The 26,519-nt window shown below is 70.4% G+C and carries 24 protein-coding genes and 1 riboswitch; of the genes, 4 read left to right on the forward strand and 20 right to left on the reverse strand.

The window, feature by feature from the left end; translation table 11 throughout:
- Positions 1 to 54 precede the first annotated feature (54 nt).
- On the forward strand, positions 55 to 1,047 hold the full coding sequence (locus ACFSXZ_RS40025; protein ID WP_378271651.1) for an AsnC family protein: 993 nt from the start codon (positions 55 to 57) through the stop codon (positions 1,045 to 1,047).
- Between the two features lie 54 nt (positions 1,048 to 1,101).
- On the opposite strand, the gene ACFSXZ_RS40030 is transcribed toward ACFSXZ_RS40025, so the two are convergent.
- From ACFSXZ_RS40030 to ACFSXZ_RS40055, 6 genes are all read right to left on the reverse strand, one after another.
- On the reverse strand, positions 1,102 to 2,025 hold the full coding sequence (locus ACFSXZ_RS40030; protein WP_378271653.1) for an RluA family pseudouridine synthase: 924 nt from the start codon (positions 2,023 to 2,025) through the stop codon (positions 1,102 to 1,104).
- A complete protein-coding gene (lspA, locus tag ACFSXZ_RS40035; RefSeq protein WP_378271655.1) occupies positions 2,022 to 2,579 on the reverse strand; it encodes a signal peptidase II in 558 nt (185 codons plus the stop codon). The genes ACFSXZ_RS40030 and lspA overlap by 4 nt, the downstream gene beginning before the upstream one ends.
- A gap of 64 nt (positions 2,580 to 2,643) precedes the next feature.
- A complete protein-coding gene (locus ACFSXZ_RS40040) occupies positions 2,644 to 3,981 on the reverse strand; it encodes an aminotransferase class V-fold PLP-dependent enzyme (RefSeq protein WP_378271656.1) in 1,338 nt (445 codons plus the stop codon).
- Positions 3,982 to 4,015: 34 nt separating this feature from the next.
- Positions 4,016 to 4,130, reverse strand: a riboswitch (SAM riboswitch).
- 27 nt (positions 4,131 to 4,157) lie between these two features.
- A complete protein-coding gene (locus ACFSXZ_RS40045) occupies positions 4,158 to 5,636 on the reverse strand; it encodes a potassium/proton antiporter (RefSeq protein ID WP_378271658.1) in 1,479 nt (492 codons plus the stop codon).
- Between the two features lie 69 nt (positions 5,637 to 5,705).
- On the reverse strand, positions 5,706 to 5,975 hold the full coding sequence (locus ACFSXZ_RS40050; protein ID WP_449224305.1) for a DUF167 domain-containing protein: 270 nt from the start codon (positions 5,973 to 5,975) through the stop codon (positions 5,706 to 5,708).
- Positions 5,972 to 6,661: an ArsR/SmtB family transcription factor gene (locus ACFSXZ_RS40055; protein ID WP_378271659.1), complete on the reverse strand. Its 690-nt coding sequence runs from the start codon at positions 6,659 to 6,661 to the stop codon at positions 5,972 to 5,974. The genes ACFSXZ_RS40050 and ACFSXZ_RS40055 overlap by 4 nt, the downstream gene beginning before the upstream one ends.
- Positions 6,662 to 6,726: 65 nt before the next feature.
- On the opposite strand from ACFSXZ_RS40055, the gene ACFSXZ_RS40060 reads away from it, so the two are divergent.
- Positions 6,727 to 8,121: an MFS transporter gene (locus tag ACFSXZ_RS40060; RefSeq protein ID WP_378271660.1), complete on the forward strand. Its 1,395-nt coding sequence runs from the start codon at positions 6,727 to 6,729 to the stop codon at positions 8,119 to 8,121.
- Here the strand turns inward: ACFSXZ_RS40060 and ACFSXZ_RS40065 are convergent.
- From ACFSXZ_RS40065 to ACFSXZ_RS40075, 3 genes are all read right to left on the reverse strand, one after another.
- Positions 8,031 to 9,581: a penicillin-binding transpeptidase domain-containing protein gene (locus ACFSXZ_RS40065; protein ID WP_378271661.1), complete on the reverse strand. Its 1,551-nt coding sequence runs from the start codon at positions 9,579 to 9,581 to the stop codon at positions 8,031 to 8,033. The genes ACFSXZ_RS40060 and ACFSXZ_RS40065 overlap by 91 nt on opposite strands.
- 16 nt (positions 9,582 to 9,597) lie before the next feature.
- Positions 9,598 to 12,753: an isoleucine--tRNA ligase gene (gene ileS, locus ACFSXZ_RS40070; protein WP_378271663.1), complete on the reverse strand. Its 3,156-nt coding sequence runs from the start codon at positions 12,751 to 12,753 to the stop codon at positions 9,598 to 9,600.
- 211 nt (positions 12,754 to 12,964) lie between these two features.
- Positions 12,965 to 14,365 (reverse strand): MFS transporter, encoded by a 1,401-nt coding sequence (locus ACFSXZ_RS40075; protein ID WP_378271665.1) that lies wholly within the window; start codon positions 14,363 to 14,365, stop codon positions 12,965 to 12,967.
- A 64-nt stretch (positions 14,366 to 14,429) separates the two neighbouring features.
- On the opposite strand from ACFSXZ_RS40075, the gene ACFSXZ_RS40080 reads away from it, so the two are divergent.
- Positions 14,430 to 15,185 carry an ArsR/SmtB family transcription factor gene (locus ACFSXZ_RS40080; protein ID WP_378271667.1) on the forward strand — a complete coding sequence of 252 codons (756 nt, stop codon included), beginning with the start codon at positions 14,430 to 14,432 and terminating at the stop codon, positions 15,183 to 15,185.
- Between the two features lie 162 nt (positions 15,186 to 15,347).
- On the opposite strand, the gene ACFSXZ_RS40085 is transcribed toward ACFSXZ_RS40080, so the two are convergent.
- The 7 genes from ACFSXZ_RS40085 to ftsZ all read right to left on the reverse strand — a co-directional run bounded on the left by ACFSXZ_RS40085 (position 15,348) and on the right by ftsZ (position 20,682).
- The gene (locus ACFSXZ_RS40085) at positions 15,348 to 15,776 is read right to left on the reverse strand and encodes a hypothetical protein (RefSeq protein WP_378271669.1); all 429 of its coding nucleotides are present in this window, start codon (positions 15,774 to 15,776) and stop codon (positions 15,348 to 15,350) included.
- A gap of 129 nt (positions 15,777 to 15,905) precedes the next feature.
- Positions 15,906 to 16,736, reverse strand: a complete 831-nt coding sequence (gene wag31, locus ACFSXZ_RS40090) for a DivIVA-like cell division protein Wag31 (protein ID WP_378271670.1) — start codon at positions 16,734 to 16,736, stop codon at positions 15,906 to 15,908.
- A gap of 52 nt (positions 16,737 to 16,788) precedes the next feature.
- Positions 16,789 to 17,073 (reverse strand): YggT family protein, encoded by a 285-nt coding sequence (locus ACFSXZ_RS40095; RefSeq protein ID WP_378271671.1) that lies wholly within the window; start codon positions 17,071 to 17,073, stop codon positions 16,789 to 16,791.
- Between the two features lie 176 nt (positions 17,074 to 17,249).
- The gene (locus ACFSXZ_RS40100) at positions 17,250 to 17,816 is read right to left on the reverse strand and encodes a cell division protein SepF (protein ID WP_378271673.1); all 567 of its coding nucleotides are present in this window, start codon (positions 17,814 to 17,816) and stop codon (positions 17,250 to 17,252) included.
- A 61-nt stretch (positions 17,817 to 17,877) separates the two neighbouring features.
- Positions 17,878 to 18,603: a YggS family pyridoxal phosphate-dependent enzyme gene (locus ACFSXZ_RS40105; RefSeq protein WP_378271675.1), complete on the reverse strand. Its 726-nt coding sequence runs from the start codon at positions 18,601 to 18,603 to the stop codon at positions 17,878 to 17,880.
- 70 nt (positions 18,604 to 18,673) lie between these two features.
- Complete coding sequence (pgeF, locus tag ACFSXZ_RS40110) at positions 18,674 to 19,375, reverse strand: peptidoglycan editing factor PgeF (RefSeq protein WP_378271676.1); 702 nt, start codon at positions 19,373 to 19,375, stop codon at positions 18,674 to 18,676.
- A gap of 32 nt (positions 19,376 to 19,407) precedes the next feature.
- Positions 19,408 to 20,682, reverse strand: a complete 1,275-nt coding sequence (gene ftsZ / locus ACFSXZ_RS40115; RefSeq protein WP_378271677.1) for a cell division protein FtsZ — start codon at positions 20,680 to 20,682, stop codon at positions 19,408 to 19,410.
- Positions 20,683 to 21,071: 389 nt separating this feature from the next.
- Between ftsZ and ACFSXZ_RS40120 the strand changes: the two genes are divergently transcribed.
- On the forward strand, positions 21,072 to 21,506 hold the full coding sequence (locus ACFSXZ_RS40120; RefSeq protein WP_378271679.1) for an OsmC family peroxiredoxin: 435 nt from the start codon (positions 21,072 to 21,074) through the stop codon (positions 21,504 to 21,506).
- Positions 21,507 to 21,517: 11 nt separating this feature from the next.
- Here ACFSXZ_RS40120 and ACFSXZ_RS40125 read toward each other — a convergent pair whose 3' ends face one another.
- The 4 genes from ACFSXZ_RS40125 to ftsW all read right to left on the reverse strand — a co-directional run bounded on the left by ACFSXZ_RS40125 (position 21,518) and on the right by ftsW (position 26,506).
- Positions 21,518 to 22,198, reverse strand: a complete 681-nt coding sequence (locus ACFSXZ_RS40125; RefSeq protein WP_378271680.1) for a cell division protein FtsQ/DivIB — start codon at positions 22,196 to 22,198, stop codon at positions 21,518 to 21,520.
- Positions 22,199 to 22,384: 186 nt separating this feature from the next.
- Entirely contained in the window at positions 22,385 to 23,788 is a 1,404-nt protein-coding gene (gene murC / locus ACFSXZ_RS40130) for a UDP-N-acetylmuramate--L-alanine ligase (protein ID WP_378271682.1), read from the reverse strand.
- Positions 23,785 to 24,888 carry an undecaprenyldiphospho-muramoylpentapeptide beta-N-acetylglucosaminyltransferase gene (gene murG / locus ACFSXZ_RS40135; protein ID WP_378271683.1) on the reverse strand — a complete coding sequence of 368 codons (1,104 nt, stop codon included), beginning with the start codon at positions 24,886 to 24,888 and terminating at the stop codon, positions 23,785 to 23,787. The genes murC and murG overlap by 4 nt, the downstream gene beginning before the upstream one ends.
- 196 nt (positions 24,889 to 25,084) lie before the next feature.
- Positions 25,085 to 26,506 carry a putative lipid II flippase FtsW gene (ftsW, locus tag ACFSXZ_RS40140; RefSeq protein WP_378271685.1) on the reverse strand — a complete coding sequence of 474 codons (1,422 nt, stop codon included), beginning with the start codon at positions 26,504 to 26,506 and terminating at the stop codon, positions 25,085 to 25,087.
- Positions 26,507 to 26,519: the final 13 nt, after the last annotated feature.

Consider the following 26,519-nt stretch of genomic DNA (forward strand, 5'->3'; position numbering starts at 1 on the left):
CCCTAGGCTGGGTTTCAGGAAGCGCGCGATCGGAACGCGGTAGCGTTGCCAGCCGTGGCCCTGACCGATCCCGTGGATGCCCGCTTGCTGGCCGCTCTGGCAGAAGTCGGCAAGGTCGCCGTCCATGAACTGGCCGCTCGGCTCGGGATGGATCCCCGCGAGGTGGCCTACCGGCTGGTGGCCCTGTCGGGCAGCGGCCTTCCCCTGCTCGTCGGGGTGGAAAGCGACCCCAACGGCCTGCGCGCCGCGCTCGCCGCGGCCAGTGGCTGGGCGCGGCCGCCGCAGCCGTCACCCCCTTACCCGCAGGCGCCGTACGCGCCCCCGCAAGGCGTGCCCAGCGGCCCGTACTCAACCCAGCAAGGCGTGCCCAGCGGTCCGTACTCGGCGCAACACGGTGTACCCAGCGGTCCCTACTCAACCCAGCAGGGCGTACCCAGCGGCCCGTACTCGGCGCAACAGGGCGTCCCCAGCGGTCCCTACTCGGCCCAACAGGGCGTACCTGCCCACCGGTACGCGACGCCGGTCCCCGCGCCCCCACCCGCCGACCCGGTGATGAGTACGTGGGGCCCGCCGCAGACCGCGTCCTGGGCCCGTGGCGACCAGCGCCCGCAAGCGCCGGCCGCTCCCCGCCAGGGCCGGACCGGCGACGTGCTCGCCACCGAGGGCCTGGACGGCGAGCAGCTCACGGTGCAACTGCTGGAGGTACAGGATCCGGCCGACTTCCTGTTCACCGCCGCGGGCTACCGGCTCGACGAGGGCGAACGCGCCGTCGTGGTGCACACCGAGATCACCAATCGTGGCACCGTCCCCTACGCGTCCCTGCCCGACAACTACCTGGAACTGATCACCGCCGAGGGCACGCCGGTGACGAAGGCCCCGGTCTCGCTGACTTCACGGCCACCGCACAAGATCGGCGTCCAGCCCGGCGAAACGACCGGCGGCCACACCGTCTACGTGGTGGGCGAAGCCACGCGGATCGTCGCCGTCCGCTGGAGCCCCCGTCCCGAGCCCGACGAGCGCACCCTCACCTGGTCACTTGATTTTTGAACCAGCTGTCGCGCGGAGCGCCTCCTTTGAGGGTGGTGGTGGGAGACGGGTGGGTCACTCGGCGCGCAGGATTTCCAGGGCGTAGGCGAGGTCTTCGGGGTAAGGGGCTTCGAACTCGACCCAGCGGCCGTCGGCGGGGTGAGCGAACCCGAGCGCGCGCGCGTGCAGCCACTGGCGGTTCAGGCCGAGTTTGCGGGCCAGCACCGGGTCCGCGCCGTAGGTCAGGTCACCGGCGCAGGGGTGCCGCACCGCCGCGAAATGCACCCGGATCTGGTGCGTGCGGCCGGTTTCCAGCTTGACGTCGACCAGCGACGCGGCCCGGAACGCCTCGATGACCTCGTAATGCGTGATGCTCGGCCTGCCCCCGGCCACCACCGCGAACTTGTAGTCGTGGCGCGGATGCCGGTCGATCGGAGCGTCGATGGTGCCCCGCGTCGGATCGGGATGCCCCTGGACGACCGCGTGGTAGCGCTTTTCGACGGTGCGTTCCTTGAAGGCACGCTTCAACACCGTGTACGCGTGCTCGCTCTTGGCCACCACCATGACGCCGGTGGTCCCGGCGTCCAGCCGGTGCACCACACCCTGCCGTTCCGCCGCCCCCGACGTGGACACCCGCAGTCCGGCCGCCGCGAGCCCGCCCACGACGGTCGGCCCCGACCAGCCGGGGCTCGGGTGCGCGGCCACCCCGACCGGCTTGGACACCACCACGATGTCGTCGTCGTCGTGGAGGATCCGCAGTCCCTCCACCGGTTCGACGACGACCTCGACGGGATTGTCCGGCTCCGGCAACCGCACTTCCAGCAGTCCACCCGCGGCCAGCCGGTCGGACTTCCCGGCGGGCCGCCCGTCCAGGAGCACCTCGCCGGACTCGGCCAGCTCGGCGACCACAGTCCGGGACAGTCCGAGCAGCTTGGCCAGCCCGGCGTCCACTCTCATCCCGTCCAGGCCGTCCGGCACGGGCAGCATCCGGACGCTCACTTCTTCGCGCTCCGGACCGAGCCGTCGTAGTCACGGCCGAGCAGGGACAGCAGCACGATCAGCACGCCGCCCACGCAGATCGAGGAGTCGGCGATGTTGAACACCGGCCACACGTCGCCGTCCGGGGCGAACACCGAAATGAAGTCCACGACGTGACCGCGAAACGGTCCGGGCGCGCGGAAGATGCGGTCGACGAGGTTGCCCAGGGCCCCGGCCAGCACGAGCCCGAGCCCGAACGCCCACCACCCGGAGCGCAGCCGCCGGGCGAACCAGATCAGCGCGATCACCACGGCCATCGCGACCAGCGCGAGCACCCAGGTCATGCCGGTGGCCATGCCGAAGGCCGCGCCGGGGTTGCGGATCAGCTGCAGGTAGACCAGGCCACCGAGTACCCGGACCGGCTCATGACCCTCCAAAGTGGACGCGACGATCGCCTTGGTGGCGAGGTCGAGCCCGAACGCGGTCGTGGCGACCACGGCCAGGAGGCCCACGCGCCGCTTCGGTGGGGCGGGAGGGGCTTCGGTGTCCGGCTGCGATCCCTGTTCGGTGCTCACCCGGTCATTGTCCACGCCGCTGTCCGGGGCGCCCCGCCGTGGGTCCCGGACGCACCCACAGCGCTCAGCTCGCCAGGAAGGACGGCCACTCCCGGGGATCCGGGCTTGGCTCCCACCGGCCGTCCGAGGTCGTGTAGGCCCAGTGAGCGCCCTCGGTGACAATGCGCCGGAGTGCCGTCACCAGCCGGTCCACGTGCTCTTCGGTGGTGCCCAGGCCCAGGCTCACCCGCAGCGCCCTGATCCCCTCACCGCCGGCCACCGAGATCAGCCGGCGAGCGGCGACATGCGCGCAGAACGCTCCGTCACGCACGCCGATCCCGTACTCGGCGGACAGCACCGCGGCCAGCAGCCCGGGGTCGAACCCGTCGACCACGAAAGCGACCGTGCCGACCCTGGCGGCCTCACCGTCGAACAGACGCAGCTCGGCCAGTCCGGGCACGGTGCGCAGCCCCCGGCCCAGCCGGTCCAGCAAGGCGTCTTCGTGCGCGATCACGGCATCCCAGTTCGCCGCGAGCCGAGCACAGGCGACGCCGAGCGCATGGACACCGACCGTGTTCGGGGATCCGGCCTCGTGCCGCTCCGGTCCCGGATTCCATTCCACCTCGAGGCCACCGGCGGCCTCGTCGCTCACCCGCACCGCCTTCGTCGCCCCGCCTCCGGCGAGATACGGCCGCGCCTCGCTCAGCCAGTCGGCCCGGCCGACGAGAGCGCCCGCCCCGAACGGCGCGTAGAGCTTGTGTCCCGACAGCGCCACGAAATCGACATCGAGCTCCCGCAACGAAATGGGCCGGTGCGGCGCGAGTTGGGCGGCGTCGAGCGCTACCCGCGCGCCGTGACGCCGGGCCACCGCGGCGATCTCGGCGACCGGGAGCAGTTCACCCGTCACGTTCGACGCTCCGGTGACCACGACCAGGCGCGGTCCCTCCGGACACGCGGCCAGTGCACTGTCCACAACGGACACAGCGGCCGCGCGGGTGCGCGGAGCGGGCACGCGGATCACGTTCGGGCCCCGCCACGGCAGGAGCGCGGCGTGGTGCTCGGTGTCGAACAGCACCACCGAAGTGTCCCGGGGAAGGGCGCGGGCGAGCAGGTTCAGCGCGTCGGTGGTGTTGCGGGTGAAGATCACCAGGTCGTCGTCGCGGGCGGAAGTGAAGCGGCGCAGCACATCGCGGGTTCGGTCATAGACCTTCGTGGACACGCGTGAGGCGAAACCGGCACCCCGGTGCACGCTCGCGTACCACGGGAGGAACTCGTCGACGGCACGGCGCACCGCCTCCAGGCAGGGCGTGCTCGCCGCGTGATCAAGGTTCGCGTAAGCGATCTCCCCACCGGTCACCAACGGGACCGGCGGTTGACCGGTGACCTGCGGAACGACGATCCTGGGCGTGAAAGCGAGCGTCACGATGCCTCCCTGGCGGCCATGGGACCCACCACGGGGCCCGCGCTTGCTCACGGCACTTCGCCGCGAACCAGGTCCTCACCCGGGGCACCCCACCGCGGTAGGAGGGTTGCCGGCCAGCGAGCCGGGGCTTCGCGCTGGCACTCATGACCTTGGCCAGGACCCTAACACCACCGCCGTCAATCGCCTGATTCGCCCCGCCACCGGGCGAGACGGCCCGCGCGGTCGACCGCGCGCAGGCGGCGTTCGGCCGCGTCACGCGAACCCTCGGTGGCGACGACGAGCAGTTGGTCGCCCTGCTGCAGGCGGCTCGTCTTCTGGGGCGTGAAACTGACGCCTTCCCTGACGATGAGGCTGAGCGACGCGCCCACCGGCAGTCGCAGTTCGGCCAGGTAAACGCCGTGGAGCCGGGATCCGGGCTGGATGCGCACCTGCAACAGCGCGGCGTCCAGTTCGTCGAGCGCGGCGACGTCGACCTCGATCTCCTCGGCCTGACCACGGACGCCGAGGCCGAGGAACTTCGCCATCGGCGCCAAGGTCCAGCCCTGCACCAGTGTGAGCACGATCACCAGGACGAACACGGCGTCCACCAGCCGTTCGGCGTCGGGCACCCCCTTCGCCAGGGGGATCATCGCCAGCACGATCGGCACCGCGCCTCGCAGCCCCGCCCAGGACAGGAACGCCTGTTCTCGCCACGGCAGCCGGAAGGGCGCGAGCGACAGCAGAACCGAGAGCGGTCTTCCCAACAGCAACACCACACCCCCGGCGATGAGCCCCGCCACGATGCTCTCCAGCAACCGCTCCGGCGAAGCGAACAACCCCAGCAACACGAACAACCCGATCTGCGCGAGCCATCCGAGCCCTTCGGCGAAGGAGATCGTGTCGGACCGGTGCGGCAGCCGCGCGTTGCCGAGCACGAGCGCGGCGACATAGGTGGCGAGCAATCCGGAAGCGTGCGCGAACTGGCCGGAGGCGTAGGCGACCACGCAGACGGCCACGGTGGCGAGCGGATAGAGACCGGTGGCAGGCAGCGCGGCCCGTCTGAGCGCCCACGCCCCGGCGACGCCGAGGAGCAGGCCTATCCCGGCGCCCGCGGCGAGTTCGTAGATCTCCAGCAGCGGCAGCGACCAGTCGAGCCGCGTGCCCTCGGCCAGCACGACCACCGCGATGTAGGCGGGGGCGTCGTTGATGCCGGACTCCAGTTCGAGCGTGCCGACGAGCCGCTGGCGGATGCCGACGGTCCGCAGCACCGAGAACACGGCCGCCGAGTCGGTGGACGACAGCACCGCACCCCACAGGAGCGCGATCCGCCACTCGAGGCCGAGCAGCCAGTGCAGCGCGGTGCCGGTGATCGCGATGGCCAGCACGACACCCACTGTGGACAGAAGGATTCCCTGTGCCAGCGCGGGTTTCACGGTCGACCAGCGGGTGGTCAGGCCACCTTCGGTGAGGATCAGGACCAGCGCGGCCAGCCCCAGCGACTGGGTGAGCGAAGCGTCGGAGAAGCGAATGCCGAAACCGGCCTCGCCGAGAAGCACGCCGATGCCCAGGTAGAGCAACAACGACGGCAGCCCGAGCCGCGTGGACAACCGGACCGCGAGGACGGAAGCCAGCAGTACGGCCGCGCCCAGTCCCAGCACGACTGGAAGCTCCGCCACCAGCAACCTCCCCTACCCCACCACCCGGTTCGCACTGTCCAGCATAGAGAACCGGTGCGGGGAGGCCGGTCACCCCAGTCGCAGTGTGGTCAAGAGCTCCTCGGTGCCGGGCGGTGGGTCGGCGAGATCGATCACCTTGTTGCGCGCGCGTTCTCCTTGCACCACAACGAGATCCCGCGCACGGACGCCGAGTGCGGCGGCCAGGACCCGGCGCAGGGCCTCGTTCGCCTTGCCGTTCACGGCCGGGGCCCGCACCGTGACGACGAGCGCGCCGTCGAAGTCCCCGCCGACCGCGTCTCGCCTGGCGCCGGGCTTGACCCGGACCGGGATCCGCATCATGCCGCTCCCGGCCAGGCCAGTTCCCCGCGCTCGACCCCGAGTCGCGCGAACGGTTCGACGGCGTGGACCCGGACAGCGCGGTGCGGCTCCCGCGAGAGCCATCCCGCCGCGACACCGTGGGCCAGGATCGCGGCGGGCAGGGCGCCACCGAAATGCTCCCTGCGCTCGGTCCAATCGAGACACTCGCGCAGTAGCGGACGGCGCCCGCCGTCCGGCACCGCGACGCCCAGCCCGGACAGCACGTCGCGGCCGCGAGCGGTAAGCGTCAGCCCGTCCCGGAGATCGACCAGGCCGGTGCTCACCATGCCGTCCCGCAGCGCGACCGCCAGGACCCCGGCCAGGTGGTCGTAGCAGGTGCGGGCGAACTTCAGGCGCCGCGCCCGGACCGATTCGCGGAGTCCGTGGACCGGCCGGTGTTCGGCGTGCTCGGCCAGGCGCTCGATCAACTCGGCGACCCGTGGGTCGCTGATCCGGACGTAGCTGTGCCTGCCCTGGCGAACACCCGAGACGAACCCGGCGTCCCGCAGGCGTGCCACGTGCTCGCTGGCCGTGGACGGCCGGATCCCGGCCGAACGCGCGAGTTCGCCGACGGTCCAGGCCCGGCCGTCGAGCAGGGCCAGGCACATCGCGGCGCGGCTCGGATCGGCGAGCGCCGAGGCAACTTCCGCGAGCTCAACGGTCTCCATACCCCCACGCTAGGGCACCGTCGTTTCGGTCCGCGCCGAAACTTCCCGTTCCTAGCATCGGCCACATGATCAAGCGAATCACCCTCGTGGCCATGTGCCTCGGCCTGTTCCTCGCGCAGACCGACACGACCGCGGTCAACCTGGCGCTGCCGTCGATCGGCCGGGACCTGCGCGGCTCCCTGGCCGATCTCCAATGGGTGATGGACGCCTACAACGTCACCTTCGCGGCGTTGCTGCTGACCGGCGGCACCCTGGGCGACCGCTTCGGCAGGCGACGGCTTTTCCGTTGCGGCATCGCCACTTTCGCGGCGGGGTCGGCGCTCTGCGCGGCCGCCCCCGGCCTGGCCGCGCTCGTCACCGGACGGGCCCTCCAGGGCGCCGGCGCGGCGCTGACGATCCCGCAAAGTCTGGCGATCCTCTCGGTGGTGTTCCCCCAGGGACGCGAGCGTGACCGGGCGATGGCCGCGTGGTCGGCGGTCACCGGAATCGCCCTGGCCAGCGGTCCGATTCTGGGTGGCCTGCTGGTCCAGGTGACCGGCTGGCAGGCGATCTTCTGGCTGAACCTGCCGATCGGCGCCGCCGCGCTGGCGCTGAGCATGGCCGTGCCGGAGTCGGCCGGCCGGCAGGCACGCCGCGTCGATGTCGGCGGGCAGGTCCTCGCGATCGCCTTCCTGACCGCGCTCACCTACGCCATTGTGGAGACCGGCCGCTCGGGTTGGGCCTCGCCAAGGGTCGCCGTCGCGACGGCGATCGGTGTGGCCTGTCTCGCCGCGTTCGTCGCGGTGGAGCGCCGTCCCGGGCCGATGCTGCCGCTCGGGCTACTCCGGCGTGGCCCGCTGCCGATCGCCGCCGTCGTCGCCCTGTGCATGACCTTCGGCGCCTACGGCGAACTGCTGCTGGCGGGCCTGGTTCTGCAACGGCACGCCGGCGCCCTGGTGGCCGGGTTCCAACTGCTTCCCCAGCCACTCATGATCATGGCAGGTTCCCCGGTCGCGGGCAGGCTCGCGACCCGGTTCGGCCCACGACGGCCGATGACCGCCGGGATGACGCTGCTCGGCGCGGGCCTGCTCACGCTGGCGGTCGCGGGTGCCGACGCGCCGGTACCCGTGGTGGAACTCGGCTTCGCCGTGACCGGGCTGGGCATCGGCTTCAACGCCGGTCCGGTGATGGGCGTCGCCGTGTCCGCGGTGCCGCCGGACCGGGCGGGCCTCGCCGGTGGCGTGGCCAACCTGGCCCGCATGGCCGGAGTCGGTTTCGGGGTCGCGGTGATGGGCGCCGTCTTCGCCGGTCACGGCTACCGTGCCGCGCTGCTGGCCGGCACGGCGGTCGTGGCGCTCGGCGCGGCGGCCGCCTGGCGGGTGCCGCGCGCTCAGCGCAGGAACGCCGCCGCGACCGAGACCGCGGGCTTCGACGAGTTGGAACCCAGCAACAGCACGGAAAAAGCGAGGTCGTCACGGTAGCCGGTGAACCAGCCGTTGGCCTGGGTGCCGTCGCCGAACTGGGCGGTGCCGGTCTTTCCCGCCACGTTGCCGCTGCCGGCCAGTCCGGTCGCGGTCCCGTCGGTCACGACCTCGCGCATCATCGAGCGCAACTGGCCGACGACCGCGTCCGGCGGTGCCTGGTAGGGCGTGTTGATCGTGGTGTCCAGACCGTGCCACAACCTGGGCGTGATCGCCTTGCCCGCCGCGACCGTGGCCGCCGCCAGGGTGAGCCCGAACGGACTGGTCTGCACCTTTCCCTGTCCGATGGCCGCCTCGACCTGTTCGGCCGAATTCGCGGGCGCCACCACCTTGCCCGCTTCGGTGGCTATCCCGGGAATGGTGAAGTCCGCGTTGATGCCGAGCTGGTTCGCCGCGTCGACCAGCGCGTCGGCGGGCAGCCCGGAAGCGAGCTGCGCGAAGGTGGTGTTGCAGGAGTGCGCGAACGCCGAATGCAACGGCAACGGGGGCAGCGAGAAGTTGTCGTCGTTGGGAATGTTCCTCTGTCCTATTTGGACCGAACCGGGGCAGGGCAGCACGGTGTCGGAACTCGCCGCGTTCCGTTCCAGCACGGCGGTGGCGGTGGCCATCTTGAACGTCGACCCCGGCGCGTACCCGCCGGTGAGCGCGTTCGGCGCGGGTCCGGCCGCGGCGTTCTGCGCGACGGCCAGGATGTCACCGGTGGACGGCTGGATCGCGACCAGCATCGCCGGGAAGCTCGCCCCGTCCACCGCCGTCTGCGCTTCCGCCTGCACCCGGCTGCTCAGCGTGGAGGTCAGCGGAGGGCCGGCCGGCCGCCCGAAGAGGACCTTGTCGTCCTCGCCGATCCGGATCACCACGGTCTTGCTCGCCGCCGCCTTTTCCGTGGCCACCCGTCCCAGCCCCGGCGTCAGGATCGGCGCGAAGTTCCCGTCCACCGCTTGCGGCTGGTCGGCCTGCCAAGCCAGTAAGGGTTTCCCGTCGCGGTCGAGCACGGCATTCCCGCTGTGGCCGAGCACGCGGAGCACGGCGCCACCGAACAGCTGCGGGTGGATCACGGACGGAGCCCAGCGCACCACCCATTTCCCCTGGGCCTGCACGAGCGAGAGGCTGTTGTCGTAGGTCCATACCGTGCCGGGAGCGAACGTCCACGAGACCCGGAAGTTCGCGGTCTTCCCCGCCGTCTTCACGACGGTGGCGGCCGGATCGACCCCCAGTTCCGTGCGCGCCTTCAACAGGCCCTCAGCCGCGTTCGGAGGGTCGTCGGTGAGGGCGGAAGCCGTCTTCACGTCGGCGTGTGACCAAGCGCTGAGGTAACGAGCGACGACGTCGGCCTGTTCCCGGGAAGCGGCCGTGTCCGCGGTGCCATCCGGCGAACCGGATTTCAACACGACCACGGCCACCACCAGGATGCCCACGACCACGAGTGCGCCTCCGACGAGTACCCATCTTCGCCACGTCACGGAAGCGCTCCCATGCTCAACTCGCCTTCGTCACCCCCACAGTGACCTTGACACCGTCGCCGACGGTACCGCCGAACCCGTCCGGGATGTCCCGGTATTGCAGGGAAACGGCAAGAGTTTCCCGGCAGATGAACTCTTCGTGCGGCCGAACGGCGGTTACCACGTCCTCCGGAAGGTCCACCACGAGTTCGATACGGTCCGCGACATCCAGCTTCGCGTCCCGCCGCGCCTGCTGGATGACCCGGACGAGATCACGCGCCAGGCCTTCACCGGCCAGCTCCGCGGTCACCTCGGTGTCCAGCAGCACCAGGCCCGAACTGTCCGGCAGTTCGGCGGCCGCACCCGAATCCTTGGCCACCAGCCGCCGCTCGTACTCGCCGTCGACGAGTTCGATCCCGGCGGCCACGACCGCTCCCTCCGGCGAGGTCGACCACTCCCCCGCCTTCACCGCCTTGATCACCTTCTGCACATCGCGCCCGAGCCTCGGCCCCGCGGCACGCGCGTTCACCACGACCTCGAACCCGCCGTGCGCGGCGACATCGGTGGTCAGCTCCACGGCTTTGACGTTGACCTCGTCCGCGATGATGTCCGTGAAGGGTTCCAGCGACTCCGCGTCGGCGGCCGCGACCACCAGCCGGGCCAGCGGCAGCCGCACCCGCAGTTTGTTCGCCTTGCGCAGGAACAGCGCCGACGAGCACGCCTGCCGGACCCGGTCCATGGTCCGGACCAGTGAAACGTCCGCGGGCAACTCGTCCACCAGTGGCCAGTCGGTCAGGTGCACCGAACGCCCGCCGGTGAGCCCGCGCCACACCGACTCCGTGGTCAGCGGCAACAGCGGCGCGGTGGTCCGGCAGACCACCTCCAGCACGGTGTGCAGGGTGTCGATCGCGTCCTGCTCCCCGGCCCAGAACCGGTCCCGCGAACGGCGCACGTACCAGTTGGTGAGCACTTCGAGGAAATCGCGCACGGTCAGGCACGCGCCCGCGACATCACAAGTGTCCAAAGAGGACTGGACGTCGGTGACCAGTTCGTTGGTCTTGGCCAGGATGTAGCGGTCGAGCACGTGGCGCGAGTCGGTACGCCAGTGGCCCTCGACGCCTTCGGCGTTGGCGTAGAGCGCGAGGAAGTAGTACGAGTTCCACAGCGGCAGCACGGCCTGGCGCACCGCGTCGCGGATGCCCTTGTCCGTCACGATCAGGTTGCCACCGCGCAGGATCGGGCTCGCCATCAGATACCAGCGCATCGCGTCGGACCCGTCGCGGTCGAAGACCTCGTTGACGTCCGGGTAGTTGCGCAGCGACTTCGACATCTTCTGCCCGTCCGAGCCCAGCACGATGCCGTGCGAGACGCAGGTGCGGAACGCGGGCCGGTCGAAGAGCGCGGTGGCCAGCACGTGCAACGTGTAGAACCAGCCGCGCGTCTGGCCGATGTACTCGACGATGAAGTCGCCCGGGTAGTGGTGCTCGAACCATTCGGCGTTCTCGAACGGGTAGTGCACCTGGGCGTAGGGCATCGACCCGGAGTCGAACCACACGTCCAGGACCTCGGGAACCCGGCGCATGGTGGACTTCCCGGTCGGGTCGTCCGGGTTGGGCCGGGTGAGCTGGTCGATGTGAGGCCGGTGCAGATCGCTCGGCCGCACCCCGAAATCGCGTTCCAGCTCGTCGAGCGAACCGTAGACGTCGATGCGCGGGTACTGCGGGTCGTCGGACATCCACACCGGGATCGGCGTGCCCCAGTACCGGTTACGCGAGATAGACCAGTCGATCGCGTTGGACAGCCACTTGCCGAACTGCCCGTCCTTGACGTGCTCCGGGTACCAGGTGATCCGCTGGTTGAGGTCGACCATCCGGTCCCGGAACTGGCTCACCTTCACGAACCACGACGACACCGCGCGGTAGATGAGCGGGTTCCGGCAGCGCCAGCAGTGCGGATACGAGTGCTCGTAGGTTTCGTGGCGCAGCAACAGCGCGCCCTGTTCGCCCGCCGAACCGGTGCCGCTCTTGAGGTCCCGGATGATGTCCGGGTTCGCCTCGAAGACCTGCTGCCCCTGGTAGTCGGGCACGGTGGCGTCGAAGCGGCCCTTCGAGTCGACCGGAGTGACCGGGGTGATCCCGGCCGCGTCACCCGCGGCCTTGTCGTCCTCGCCGTAGGCGGGAGCCATATGCACGACGCCGGTGCCGTCGTCGGTCGTGACGAAGTCGGCGAGCAGCACCTGGTGCGAGTTCTCGTTGCCCACGAAGTACGGGAACGGCGGGTCGTAACGCAGGCCCTCCAGCGCGACGCCCTGGTAGCGCGCGACGACCGCCGGCTCGTCACCCAGTTCCCTGGCGTACGCGCCCAACCGCGCCTCGGCGAGCAGGAATCGCTTGCCGGGCATGGTTTCCGGCTCCACGAGCACGTAGTCGACGTCCGGATGCACCGCGGTCGCCTGGTTCGACGGCAAAGTCCACGGCGTCGTGGTCCAGATCAGCAGGTAGGCGCCGTCGAGACCGGGGTGCTTTTCGGTGCCGTGCAGGCGGAAGCCGACCGTGACGGCGGGGTCCTGACGGCTGGCGTAGACGTCGTCGTCCATCCGCAGTTCGTGGTTCGACAACGGGGTCTCGTCACGCCAGCAGTAGGGCAGCACCCGGTAGCCCTCATAGACCAGGCCCTTGTCCCACAACTGCTTGAACGCCCAGATCACCGACTCCATGTAGGAGAGGTCGAGCGTCTTGTAGTCGTGGTCGAAGTCCACCCAGCGGGCCTGCCGGGTGACGTAGTCCTGCCACTCGCCGGTGTAGCGCAGCACGGACTCGCGGCACGCCTCGTTGAACTCGGCGATGCCCATTTCGTCGATCTGGGACTTGTCGGTGATCCCCAGCTGCCGCTCGGCCTCGAGCTCCGCGGGCAGGCCGTGGGTGTCCCAGCCGAACCGCCGTTCGACGCGGCGGCCGCGCATGGTCTGGTACCGGGGCACGATGTCCTTGACGTACCCGGTGAGCAGGTGCCCGTAGTGCGGGAGCCCGTTCGCGAACGGCGGACCGTCGTAGAAGACGTACTCGTTCGCGCCGTTGACGCCGGGATCACGGGCGTCGATGCTGGCCTGGAAGGTGCGGTCGGTCTCCCAGTAGGCCAGCACGTTCCGTTCCAGCTCGGGAAAGGAAGGCTGCGACTCGACCTTCGGGTACATCTCCTGCGCTCCTCGTTCCTCGTACGGATCATGGGATCCACACGGGGACGAGACACGCCCGTGGAGAGCGCGTTCCGCGGTACCACCCCGCTTGCCCGCCGACGGCGGGCCACTCGTTCGGCGGCTGTCACGGGCCGCACCCGTCCGGTTCTACTGGGGACTCGCATCCTGTTCTTCCGGAGGCTCCCCGGTGATGGCCGGATCGACGCCTTTACCGCTCAAGGTTAGCGCACCGCGCAACGCCGTTGTCCCGATGGCTGTCCTTCTCACTCGAAGCGTCGTCGCGGCGGTTACCGCGCACGGAGACGACCACCACCCCGATCGAAACCACCCAGAGTGCCGCGCCGAGCAAGCCGAGCGTGTGCAGGCCCGTCACGAACGCGCCGTGGTTCGACGGGGTGCCCGCGACGGCGCCGAACACCGCGACCCCGATCGCGCCGAAGGTCTGGCGGGCGGTGTTGTTGACCCCGCTCGCGACCCCCGCCCGCTCGGCGGGCACGCCGCTGACGGCCGCGGCCACCACCGCGGCGGTCAGCAGGCCCATCCCGACGCCAAGGCCGAGCCAGCCCGGCACGAAAACCGCGTACCCGGTCCCCGGTCCGATGCGGAGCAGGTTCAGCATCGCCAGCGCGCCGGTCGCCAGCCCGGCGATCATCAGCGGACGCGGCCCGAACCGCCCGGTGAGCCGTCCGGTCACCGGTGCCAGCAGGGCGAGCGGCAGGAAGCCCGGCACCATCTCCAGCGCCGCCGTGGAGGGCGCGGCGCCCAGGACGTCCTGCAGGTACAGGGTGTTCACCAGGATCGTGCCCAGGCCGACGAAGTTCATCGCTCCCGCGACCAGGTTCGCGCCCACGAACTGCCGTGACCGCAGCAGCGACGGCGGCAGCATCGGGTCGGCGGCACGCCGTTCGGCGACCACGAAAACGCCCACGGCCGCCACGGCCACCACGAAGGCCCACGCTCGCCCTTCGATCACCCCGTACACCACGGCGCCCAGCGCGACCGCCGCGGAAACGGCACCGCCGGTGTCGACCCGGCGCCCGGCGACACGCTCGGACCCCCGGATCAGCCGGAGAGAAGCCACGACCGCCACCGCGACCAGCGGAACGTTGATCGCGAACAGCAGGCGCCAGCCGCTCACCGCCAGCAGAAAGCCGCCGAGAAGCGGGCCCGCGGACAGCGCCAGCGCCGACACACCGGCCCACACCCCGAGCGCCCTGGCCTGCTCTCGCCGCCCGGGAAAGGCGGCGGTGATCACCGCGAGAGTGCCGGGCAGCAGCAGCGCGGCACCGAGCCCCTGCACCACGCGGAAACCGATCAGCACCGTGCCGTCCGGAGCCAAGGCGCACCCGGCCGAAGCGAGCCCGAACACGGTGAAGCCGGAGACCACGACGCGGCGATGGCCCCACACATCACCGGTCGCACCGCCCGCGAGCAGCAAGGCCGCCAGCACGACCGCGTACCCGTCGACGACCCACTGAAGGGTGGGGAGATCGGCGTGAAGCCGCGAGCCGATCGTAGGCAGGGCGACGTTCACCACGGTGACATCGAGCTGTACCAGGAACATCCCCGCACACATGGTCAATAGCAACGCGCCCCTCGAGTTCTTCATGGCCTCAGGTCAGCACGGAAAAAGTTCCATGTGACTGGAAGTGTCGAACGGGCACCCTGGAGAGATGAGTGGAGGAGACGTCGATATCGCGCGCACCGCGGCGCTGTTCGCCGACCCGGCCCGGATCAGGGTCCTCGCCGCCCTCGCCGACGGGCGCGCCCTGGCCGCGTCGGTGCTCGCGGCCGAGGCGGGCCTGTCACCGCAGGGAACGAGCGCTCATCTGGCGAAACTCCGGGAAGCGGGTCTGGTCGCCGTGGAAACCTCGGGCAGGCACAGGTTCTACCGGCTCGCCGGTGAAAACGTCGGTGAACTGCTGGAGACACTGGCGCGGTTCTCACCCCAGCAGCCGGTCACGTCGCTGAAGTCGGGCACCCGTGCGGAGGCCCTGCGATTCGCCCGGTTGTGCTACGACCACCTCGCCGGACGGGTCGGCGCGGCGGTCACCGCGGCGCTGCTGGAACGCGGCGCGCTCGCCGCGACGGACGGGATCGCGACCACCGAGCGCAGAGCGCGGGATCGGCTGTCCGCGCCGGTCACGGAGCATCCCTATGCCCTGGGGCCGAACGCGTCCGAAGTGTTCGGTGAGCTGGGAGTCGATCTGGACCAGGTGAGCAGGCGCAAACGGCCGCTGCTGAAGTTCTGCATGGACTGGTCCGAGCAACGCCACCACCTCGGCGGAGCGCTGGGCGCCGAACTCGCCCTTTCCCTCCAGCGTCGCGGCTGGTGGGAACGCCGCAGGCAGGGCCATCGCGCGCTGCGCCTCACCGACAAGGGCGCTGAAGCCCTGCGCACCTACCTGGACGTCGACCTCGTTGCTTAGCGCGCGTTCAAAAGCCCGTGGTCCAGCATGAGGCGAGTAGGCGCGCGCGCTCGCCGAAGGCTTCGGATTTTCGGAGGCGGGCCGCCTGCCTGCGGAACGGCAGGCTCTTCAAGAGCCGCGGCCCGTCTACTTAAATCCGATCGCGCGCCTTTGAAACACAGCTTAAGAACTCGCGGTCCGGGCGAGGCTGGCGTCGGGCGCGCACAGGGCGCACGGCGTGAAGCCGAGCTTCCTGGCCTCCCGCACCGGGAGCCGGATGGTGTCCCGTTCGCCGAGCCATGAGCAGTCGTCCAGGTGGTAACGCGGAAACTCGTCGACCACCACCACCCCGGCGTCGAGACCCGAGACGATCTCGACGTCGGCGGGCGCGCTCTCCTCCTCGTCCGGCGGCGACTCGACCTCGCCGGAACGCGGGCCCCCCGGCGCCGTGCCCCGCCGGGCCCGCCGGCGGAGGACGTCCACCACCAAGAGCACGCCGGCCAGTGCCGAAAGGCCGATGGAGACCCAGGCCCAGAACGACGCGGCGGTGACCAGCGCCGTGATCAACAGGCCCAGCGCACCGAGGACCAGGATCAGGACGATGTAGAGCACGCTGAATTACAACACGACGAAGCGGTTCGACCTACACCGCCTCGGGAGAGAACTTCCCCACAGGCGGCCACAAACCACTACTCGCCGGCGTCGCCGCCGCGGGCACCAGACCCGCGGCGGACCTACGACTCAGCCTGCCTCGGCCCGCGGACCGAAGGAGTAGCCCTGACCGCCACCGGACGAACTCGACGAGCTGGAGGAGGCCGACGCGGGCGCGGCGGAACCACGGTCGTCGAGCTCGCGCAGCTGGGACTCCAGGAAGCCACGCAGGCGGGTGCGGTACTCGCGCTCGATCGTGCGCAGTTCCTCGATCTTCTTGCCCAGCGAGGTCTTCTCGGTGTTCATGCTGTTCATGGTCTCGGTGTACTTGCGCTGCGCCTCGCGTTCCATCGTGGTCGCCTTGTCGCGCGCCTGCCGCTCCAGGGTCTCCGCCCTGGTCCTGGCGTCGTTGAGCATGCTCTCGGCGCGGGTGCGCGCCTCGTTCACCATCGAGTCCGACTTCGAGCGGGCGTCGGAGAGCAACTGCTCCGACTTGGCGCGCGCCTCGGCGAGCATCCCGTCCGACTCGGTCTTGGCCTCGGCGGTGAGCCGGTCGGCCATCTCCTGGGCGAGCCCCAGCACCTTCGCGGCCTGCACGTTGGGCTCACCGCTGTCGGCCATCGGGTGCACCTGGGTCTGCTCCACCGGCGACGGCGTCGGCACCGGGGCCAGCCTGCGCGACGGCTCTTCGCGGATCGGCCCGCCGGCCCGGGCGGCATCCAGGTCGCCCCGCGCCGATTCGAGTTCCGCGTCGAGCTGCTCCACCTGCTGGCGCAGCTCGTTGTTGTCCTCGATCAGCCGGGCCAGCTCGGTCTCCACCAGGTCGAGGAATGCATCCACCTCGTCCTCGTTGTAGCCCCGCTTGCCGATGGGTGGCTTGCTGAACGCGACGTTATGCACGTCAGCGGGGGTCAACGACATCAGATCACCTCACGCACTCCATGGCCTGCTGTTGTAACCCGGGGGTCCCCGATCACCCGGGATACGCCAGTTGCATCAGGATGAACACAACCAACAGCAGCACCATAATGGATAAGTCCAGTCCGACGCCGCCAATGCGCACCATCGGAATGATCCTCCGGACCAGGCGGACTGGGGGATCGGTCACTGTGTAGATGGTCTCGAGCGTCACCGCAACTCCACCGGCCGGGCGCCACTCGCGCGCGAAAGCGCGGACGAGTTCGACCACGACACGTGCTGTGAGCAGCAGCCAAAAGAAGAACAGCACGTAGTAGGCGACCAGCAAGAGCACATCCACGTCACCACTCTGCCATATCGGCCCGCCCTCGGGCGCAGTCAGGACCGCCTCGCCAGCCGCTCGTGTGACCGGACTGTGATTTATCCAACGATGTCACCCGGATGGAGTAATATTTTACTCTATGTAGTCAGGCACTTACCGCAGTTTCACCGTCGCGGCGCTAGCGGTGGGCGCGGTCAGGGACGGCGGAAGAGGCCGCCTTCGGCGATCCGGCGGCGATCCTCGGCGGTCACCTCGACGTCGGGCGGTGAGAGAAGGAACACCTTCGTCGTGACCTTGTCCATCGAACCGCGCAGGGCGAAGGCGAGCCCGGCCGCGAAGTCCACCAGCCGCTTGGCGTCGGCGTTCTCCATCTCGGTCAGGTTGATGATCACCGGGATGCCGTCACGATAGGCCTCCCCGATCGCACGCGCTTCGACGTAGCTCGTAGGGTGCAACGTGGTGATGCGGGCCAGCGGGTCCCGGTGCGGGACTCTGGCCTCTTCGGGGACCGGCCGCAGCCGGGCGACGGGCTCGGGCTGCCGGTCCACGGCGAGTGACCCGTGCACGGCGGGCTCACGGCCACGGGTGCGGGGCGAGGGCTCGGGGTCGTAGTCGTGCCGGTAACGGCGATGCGAGCGCGGCTCTTCGTCGTAGGTGTCGTAACCTTCGTCGGCGAAGCCATCGTCGCCGTCGTACCGGTCGTAGTCGTCGTCGGCCGGGATCATGCCGAAGTAAGCCTTCAGCTTCTGCAGCGCGCTCATGCCTCTCCCCTGCCGCCCCTTCTGCCTACCCGGCCATCATGGAGGGGACCGGGCGATCTCGCTAGGGCGAGGCTAAACCGCGCCCCCCGAGCAACGCGGTTCCGACACGCACACAGGTGGAACCGTGGTGGATCGCCGATTCCAGATCGGCGCTCATACCTGCGGAAACCTCGGTCGCCTCCGGGTGGTTCCGCCGCAGCTCTTCCCCCGAGCGGGCGAGGCGTTCGAACGCGGCGCCGGGGTCGGCCCCCAGCGGCGCGACCGCCATCAAGCCACGCAGCCGCAACCCCTCGGCACTCGCGACATGGTCCGCCAGCGCGGGCAATTCGGCGAGCGGACAGCCGCCGCGGGACGGGTCGTCGTCGAGGCTCGCTTGCACGAGCACGTCCACCGGCTCGCCGTCTCGCGCCCGCGCGGCCCGGTCCAGCGCGTCGGCCAGGCGGAGCGAATCGACCGACTGGACCTCGTCCGCCCAGCGCACCACCGAGCGGGCCTTGTTGCGCTGGAGCCTGCCGACCATGTGCCAGCGGACCTTCGCTCCCGGCCTCAGCCGGGCGAGCTCGTCAGCCTTGGGCCCAGCCTCCTGATCACGGTTCTCGGCCAGATCGAGCACCCCGAGATCGGTCAGCAGGGCCGCGTCGGTGGCCGGGAAGGTCTTCGTGACCGCGAGCAACCGCACTTCGCTCCGGGACCGCCCGGCCGCGGCGCAAGCGCGATCGACGCGTTCCTCCACCGCCGCCAGCGCCTTGGCCAGCTCGTCCCTGCGCTCCTCCGGATCGCTGGTCACTCTGGCTCCGGTGCCTTGCGGGACACCCGCACCCGGTCGGCCCACGCGAACGGGGCTCCGCCGTTGTCGTTCACTCGGCCTCCGTCCACGTCAGCGCGGCGATCCGGCCGCAGGTGCCCTCCCGCCGGTAGCTGAACAGGCTCGGCTCTTCGGCCGTACAGCGCGGATCCACGCCGATCTTGCCCACTCCCGCGTCGGCGAGCTGCCGCCACAGGCCCGCGCGCAGGTCGAGCCCGGGCGTCCCGGATCGCGTGCGGGCAAGGCTGCCCGGCAGGTGGGCTTCGACATCCCGGGCCATGTCCGCGGGCACCTCATAGCACTCACCACAGATCGACGGCCCCAGCAGTGCCTCGATCCGGCCCGGCTCGGCGCCGGCGGCGGTCATCGCCCGCAGCGTCACGGGCAGTACGCCCACCCGCGCGCCGACCCGTCCGGCGTGCACGGCGGCCACCACTCCGGCGCCGGCATCGGCGAGCAGGATCGGCACGCAGTCGGCGACGAGCACGGCCACCGCGACTCCTGGAGTAGCGGTGACCAGGGCGTCGGTCGCCTCCGCGGGCGCGGTCTCCGACCCGTCGACGACGGTGACCGTCCGCCCGTGCACCTGCTCCATCCAGCACACCGCCGACAGCCCCAGTTCGTCGGTCAGCCGCTTACGGTTGGCCGCCACGGCCGCCGGGTCGTCCGCGACGTGGTCCGCGAGGTTGAACGAGTCGTAGGGCGGTGCCGAGGCCCCGCCTTCCCTGGTCGTGACCACACGCCGAATCCGCACCCGTCGAGCCTATCCGCAGGCGAAGGAACCCGTCAGCGGCGCATGAACGGCGGAACGTCGACCTCGTCGTCGGACGGGTCGTCGGTGACCGGAACGGCACGGCTGGGCAGGCCACCCTGGCTCGGACGCGACGGCGGGTTCGGCGGGTAGTTGCGGTTCCCGCTCGGCTGCGGCAGCGGCGGGTGCGCCGTCGCCGACGGAGGCGGCGGGTAGGACGGCGACGGGGTGCGCGGAGCGGCGACCGGCGGGAACCCGCTGCCCGCCGGGGGCGGCGGAGTCCGCACCTGCCCGGCCTCCGCGGAGACCGTGCCGGCCGGCCGCGAACCCAGGGCGGGCGTCTCCAGCTTCTTGTGCGTGGGGGTGCCGGAGTCGAACCCGGCCGCGATCACGGTGACCCGGACCTCGTCGCCGAGGGAGTCGTCGATGATCGTGCCGAAGATGATGTTCGCCTCGGGGTGTGCGGACTCCTGCACCAGCGACGCGGCCTCGTTGATTTCGAACAACCCGAGGTCCGATCCGCCCGCGATGGAGAGCAGGGCGCCGTGCGCGCCGTCCATCGACGCCTCCAGCAAGGGCGAGTTGATCGCCTTTTCGGCGGCCTGCACCGCCCGGCCCTCGCCCCGCGCCGAGCCGATGCCCATCAGCGCGCTCCCCGCGCCGGACATCACGCTCTTGACGTCGGCGAAGTCGAGGTTGATCAGACCGGGGGTGGTGATCAGGTCGGTGATGCCCTGGACACCGGAGAGCAGCACCTCGTCGGCCGACCGGAAGGCGTCCATCAGGCTCACCCCGATGTCGCCGAGCTGGAGCAGGCGGTCGTTCGGGATGACGATCAGCGTGTCGCACTCCTGGCGCAACGCCTGGATGCCGTCCTCGGCCTGCTTGCTGCGGCGCTTGCCCTCGAAGGTGAACGGCCGGGTGACCACGCCGATGGTCAGCGCGCCGAGCTTCCGGGCGATCGAGGCCACCACGGGCGCGCCGCCGGTGCCGGTGCCACCGCCCTCGCCGGCGGTCACGAACACCATGTCGGCGCCCTTGATCACCTCTTCGATCTCTTCACGGTGGTCCTCGGCCGCCTTGTGCCCCACTTCGGGGTTGGCGCCGGCACCGAGACCGCGGGTCAGTTCCCGGCCGATGTCGAGCTTGACGTCGGCGTCGGACATCAGCAATGCCTGGGCGTCGGTGTTCACCGCGATGAACTCGACGCCCTTGAGGCCGACCTCGATCATGCGGTTGACGGCGTTCACGCCGCCTCCGCCGATGCCGACGACCTTGATCACCGCGAGGTAGTTGTGCGGGGGCGTCATCGGGTCCGCCTTCCTGATCGTGCCTTCACATACCGCCCGGCAGCCGGAAAACCCTCAACCTGTACTCAAGGCTTAGAGTTATGTCAACTGCCTCTGTTTGCTGCAGGACGGTAGGGATCCGCCACGCCGGAATCCAGCAGCCACGCCGCACGGCCGCTCAAGTGTTTCACCACAACACCTTCGGGATATCCGGCCGGACACCACAGCGCGGGCAGACTACCAACGATCCGCCGCCTTGTCTGTCCACTGAGGACGGCGTGTCCGATCCGGGAGCCATCCGGAGCGGATCGGGACCGGGGACAAAAAGATTGTGCACGAGGTAATCGTGCGCTATGTTCACGCTCGCCGCGGATGACCGCGGCGCCGGTGAGAAAACACGGAGGACACTCATGCCGAGCCGCGACGCCACCACCCACTGGACCGGCGACCTGCAGAGCGGGAAGGGAAACGTCACGCTGGACTCGTCGAACGCGGGTCAGTTCGACGTCTCGTTCCCCACCAGGGCGGGCAATCCCGACGGTCAGACCAGTCCCGAAGAGCTCATCGCGGCGGCGCACTCGTCCTGCCTGGCGATGAACCTGTCGGGCGTGCTCGCCGCGCAGAACCTCGTGGCGGAGTCGATCGACGTGACCGCCGACGTCACCCTCGGCGAGGACCCGGACGGCGGCTTCGCCATCACCGGGATCGAACTCACCCTGCGCGCCTCGGTGCCCGGTATCGACGCGGAGAAGTTCGCCCAGCTCGCCGGAACCGCGGCGCTCACCTGCCCGGTGAGCAAGGCCCTGACCGGCACCAAGATCACCCTCGACGCCGCGCTCGCCTGAGGCGTCAGCCGTCAGGAGACGGTCGGGAGCTCGGGGCTGGCGACGTCGTAGACATGGCCCGGGCGGGTGAGCAGGACGGCGAGCACCTTCGCCTTGCGGTCGGGACCACCGGCATCGCCCCACCGCACCACTTTCCCGTTCCTCAGCGTGAATTCCACGCCGCCCGGCGTCCGCGCGCGCACGAGCGTGATCTCGGCGCGCAGCTCCGGCGGCAACGACGTCAGCACCGCCAGGACCGACCGTGTCACGGGGTCGTCGGCCGCGGTGCGCGCGAGCGTGAGTTCGGGCAGCCCGGCCGGCTTGGCGGAAAGCGTCTTGTAGTCGAACCCGGCGGCGTCCACGAGGTGGAAGCCGCCGGGACCGCCGAAGAAGGCGACCGGGGTGCGTTCGGTCACGGTGATCTCGATCGTGGACGGCCATGAGCGGGAAACGTCGACCGAGGCCACCCCGGGCAGCTTGTTCACCCTGTCGGCGATCTCGTCGGTGTCGACCAGCAGCATCGGACGCTGGTCGGGCACCGCCGCGGCCGCGCGGATCTCGGCGGCCGGCACCGTCGAAGCGCCGGTGACCTCGACCGAGCCGACGCCGAGGAACGAAGTGAAGTACAACAGGTAGACCAGCGCGGCGACGGTGAGCACGGTCAGCACCGCGATCCAGCGCCGCCGCACTCCCCGGCTCCGGGCGACGGCCACCGATTCACGCCGCGGGTCCGGACGCCTGCCCCGCACCGGGCGCGTCGTCTCGCGCCTTGCCGGTGGCCGGGCGCTCCGCGTGCTTTCCTGCCGTACCACGGCTAAACCCCCGGTACCGTCACGCCGCCGCGCGCGGCGCGGCGGTGCGGGCGGACGACGGAGGAAAGCCTCGGCATGGCTGCGGCGTCACTCCTCGCCGGTACGGCGGTCGAGTTCGGCGAGGATCGCCGGGCCGAGCTGGGTCACGTCCCCGGCGCCCATCGTGATCAGCAGATCCCCCGGCTTCAGCAGATCGGCCGCGAGCGTGGTCGCGCTGTCGAAGGCGGGTTCGTAGTGCACACCCGCGCCCTGGATCCGCTCCGCGATGAGCGCGCCCGTCACGCCGGGCTCGGGCTCCTCCCGTGCCCCGTACACGTCGAGCACCACGACCTCGTCGGCCTGCCCGAGCGCTTCGGCGAACTCACCGGCGAAGATCTTGGTGCGGGAGTACATGTGCGGCTGGAAGACCACCACGACGCGGCCGCGCCCGGCCGTGTGACGGGCCGCTTTCAGTTGCGCGGCGACCTCCGTCGGATGGTGGGCGTAGTCGTCGTAGACCCGGACGTCTCCCGAACGGCCCTTGAACTCGAACCGCCGCCGCACCCCGGTGAACGCGGCGAGCCCTTCCACGAGCCCGTCCAACGGCGCGCCGAGTTCGAGACCGGCCAGCAACGCGGCGACCGCGTTGAACGCCATGTGCTCGCCGGGCACCGCGACCCATACGTCGGTTTCCTTGCCCGCCAACGAGATCCGCACCATACCGCCGTTTTCCGACGGCTCGTAGCCGAGCACGCGCGCGTCACCGGAACCGGTCGCCGACCGTCCATACCGGACAACACGGACACCGCTCGCCGTCGCGCGATCGCCCAGTGCCGCGGCCCGTTCGTCGTCGGCACAGACGACCAGCAACCCGCCCGGCACCAACCGCTCCAGGAAAGCGTCGAACACCGCGACATAGGCCTCGACCGTGCCGTGATGGTCCAGATGGTCGGGCTCCACATTGGTCACCACCGCCACCGACGGCGAGTAGTTCAAAAAGGACCCGTCACTCTCGTCGGCTTCGGCGACGAAGATCCCGCCCTCACCGTGATGGGCGTTGGCGCCCGACTCGTTGAGGTCACCGCCGATCGCGAACGACGGGTCGAGCCGGCAGTGCTGCAGGGCGACCGTCAGCATCGACGTGGTCGAGGTCTTGCCGTGGGTACCGGCGACACAGGCCACGCGGTGCCCCTCCATCAGCGCGGCCAGTGCCTGCGCGCGATGCAGCACCGGAATCCCGCGCTCCCGCGCCGCGGCGAATTCGGGATTGGTCTCCTTGATCGCGGTCGAGACCACGACGGCCGTCGGGTCGCCGAGGTTCTCCGCGCGCTGGCCGATCATGATCTCCGCGCCCTGGGCACGCAGGCTCAGGAACGCGGGCGAATCCTTCGCGTCGGAACCCCGGACCTGGGCACCCCGCGCCAGCAGGATGCGGGCGATGCCGCTCATCCCGGCTCCGCCGATCCCGATCAGGTGGGGCCGCAGCAGCCGCTCAGGCACGGTAAGGGTCATGTGTTCGCAGCCTCCAGCACGATCCGGGCGAGGGTCTCGTCCGCTTCGCGGTGACCGAGTCCGGACCCCGCCGCACTCATCTTGGCCACCCGGTCCGGATCGGTCACCAGGGGGATGACCAGGTCGGCGACCTTGGCCGGGGTCAGGTCCGCGTCGGCCACCAGCAGCGCGGCGCCGGCGTCGACGGCGGGGCGGGCGTTGCTCGCCTGCTCGCCGTTCCCGATCGGCAGCGGGACGAACACGGCGGGCAGGCCCACGGCGGACACCTCCGCCACGGTCATCGCACCGGAGCGGCAGAGGACGACGTCGGCGGCGGCGTAGGCCAGATCCATCCGTTCCAGGTAGGGCACCGGAACGTAGGCCGGCCGTCCCGGGAACTCCTGGACGATGAGGGTGTTCTTGGGGCCGTGAGCGTGCAGCACGCCCACACCGGCGTCGGCCAGGTCCTTCGCCGCGCCGGAGACCGCCGTGTTGATCGTCCGGGCGCCCTGCGAACCACCGAAGACCAGCAGGGTCGGCGCCTCGGGGTCGAGGCCGAAGTGCTTGCGCGCCTCCTCCCGCAGCGCGGGACGGTCGAGCGTGGTGATCGACCGCCGCAGCGGGATCCCGACCAGCTGGGCGCCGGGCAGCGAAGCGCCCGGGACACCGACGGCGACCCGCGTGGCGAACCGGGCGCCGATCCGGTTCGCCAGCCCGGGGGACTCGTTGGCCTCGTGCACCACGATCGGAACCCGGCCCCGCGCGGCGAGATAGACCGGAAGCGACACATAGCCGCCGAAACCGACCACCACGTCGGCGCCCACCCGGTCGAGCACCTCGCGCGCACGGCGGACCGAGTCGCGCACTCTCAGCGGCAACCGCAACAGGTCGGTGGTGGGCTTGCGCGGCAACGGCACCGGCGGAATCAGCTCCAGCGGGTAGCCGCGCGGCGGGATCAGGTCGTTCTCCAGCCCCTTCGGGGTACCCATGGCGATGATCTTCGCGTCCGGTCGCAGCCGTCTGACCGCGTCGGCGAGGGCCATCGCGGGCTCGATGTGTCCGGCGGTGCCGCCCCCCGCCACCACGACTGTCGGGGCACGCCCGGTAAGGGCCTGGCTCACGTCTTCTCTCTCCGTACTTTCCGGTGTGTCAGTGCCTGTTTCGAAACCCGCTCACTCGATTTCGTGGCCAGGGCTCGCCTGAGGTGTTTACGGCTCGTTTCGCTGATAGGAGCCCTGCCCCCGAAATCGGGTACCTTCGGGGGGCGGGTTCGACCACTCACCTGGACCACACATGTCCCGGTTTGAAGATGGTCTCTCATGCACCGGAACCTCTCCGTGTTCTGCGTCCGTGGTCACGTCCCGAGCGCCTGCGCTCCGCCGTGGCCGTGGCACGGGTTCCGCGCGCCGACGGCCGGGCCCGTTTGGGAGCCGCCGCGACCGGCCGTACCCGCCGCCTGGTGGGCGGCCGGTACACCTCGGGCGCGGGCAGCCTCAGGAGTCGACCGAATTTACCCGGTCCCTGCGAGCGCAGTGCCGCGACCGACTCCGGTTCGTGCCGGGCGGCGTTGGCCAGCAGGCCCATCAGGAACATGGTGACCCACAGCGAAGTGCCGCCCGCCGAGATCAACGGAAGGGTGACCCCGGTGACCGGCAACAGGCCGACCACGTACCCGATGTTGATGCCCGCCTGCGAGACGGTGAACACGGTCAGCGTGCCGGCCACGATGCGGATCCAGGGGTCCAGGTTACGGGTGGCGATGCGCAGGCCCACGATCGCCAGCCCGACGAACAGCCCGATCACCACCACACACCCGATGAAGCCGAGTTCCTCGCCGATCACGGCGAAGATGAAGTCGTTCTGCACGTTGGGCAGGTACGACCATTTCGACGGCCCCTGCCCGAGGCCCTTGCCGAACAGCCCGCCGTCCGCGAGCGCGTATTTGGCCTGAGTGGCCTGGTACGCGGCGTCACTGGTGTCGGCGTTCGGGGACAGGAAGGACAGCACGCGGGAGAGCCGGTAGGAAGCGGTCAGCGCGAGCACCGTGGCCCCGGCCACGCCACCGGCCATCAGCACCGCGAACAGGCGCTTCGGCGCTCCCGCGAACCACAACAGCGACAGCAGCACCACGCCGAGCGTGATCGTCCCGGACAGGTTCGGCTGTGCCATCACCAGCGCGAACACCAGGAACGCCACCGGCACCACCGGAACCAGCAGGTGCCGCCACTGGTGCAGCACGGAATGCTTGCTGACCAGCACGTGCGCGCCCCACAGGGCGAGCGCGACCTTGGTGAACTCGACCGGCTGCACCGAGAACGGCCCGAGCACGAACCAGCGCTGAGCCCCACCGCCCGCCGAACCGAGCGGCGTGAGCACCAGCAGGAGCATGACCAGGCAGAAGAGCATGGCGAACGGGGACAGCAACCGCGTGTGACGCAACCGCATCCGCAGGCCGATCCAGAACACCACCGCGCCCGAGAAGACGAACACCAGGTGCTTCTTGAAGATCGAGTACACGCCCAGGCCGGTGGCCGGGTCGATCGAGGCCACCGAAGAAGCCGACAGCACCATCACGATGCCGATCGAGGTGAGCAGGCCCGTCAGCGCCAGCACCAGGTGAAAGTCCGCGAGCGGCCGGGACAGCCACGCGGTCAGCGCGGAATAGACCGCGGCCGCCCGGCTTTCCCTGCCACGGCGCTGCTTCCGCTCCGTCTCCCGAGACCCCTCAAGCACGGTCATGGGCACGCCCTCG

It is taken from the genome of Amycolatopsis pigmentata, assembly GCF_042684065.1.
GTDB classification, from domain to species: Bacteria; Actinomycetota; Actinomycetes; order Mycobacteriales; family Pseudonocardiaceae; genus Amycolatopsis_E; species Amycolatopsis_E pigmentata.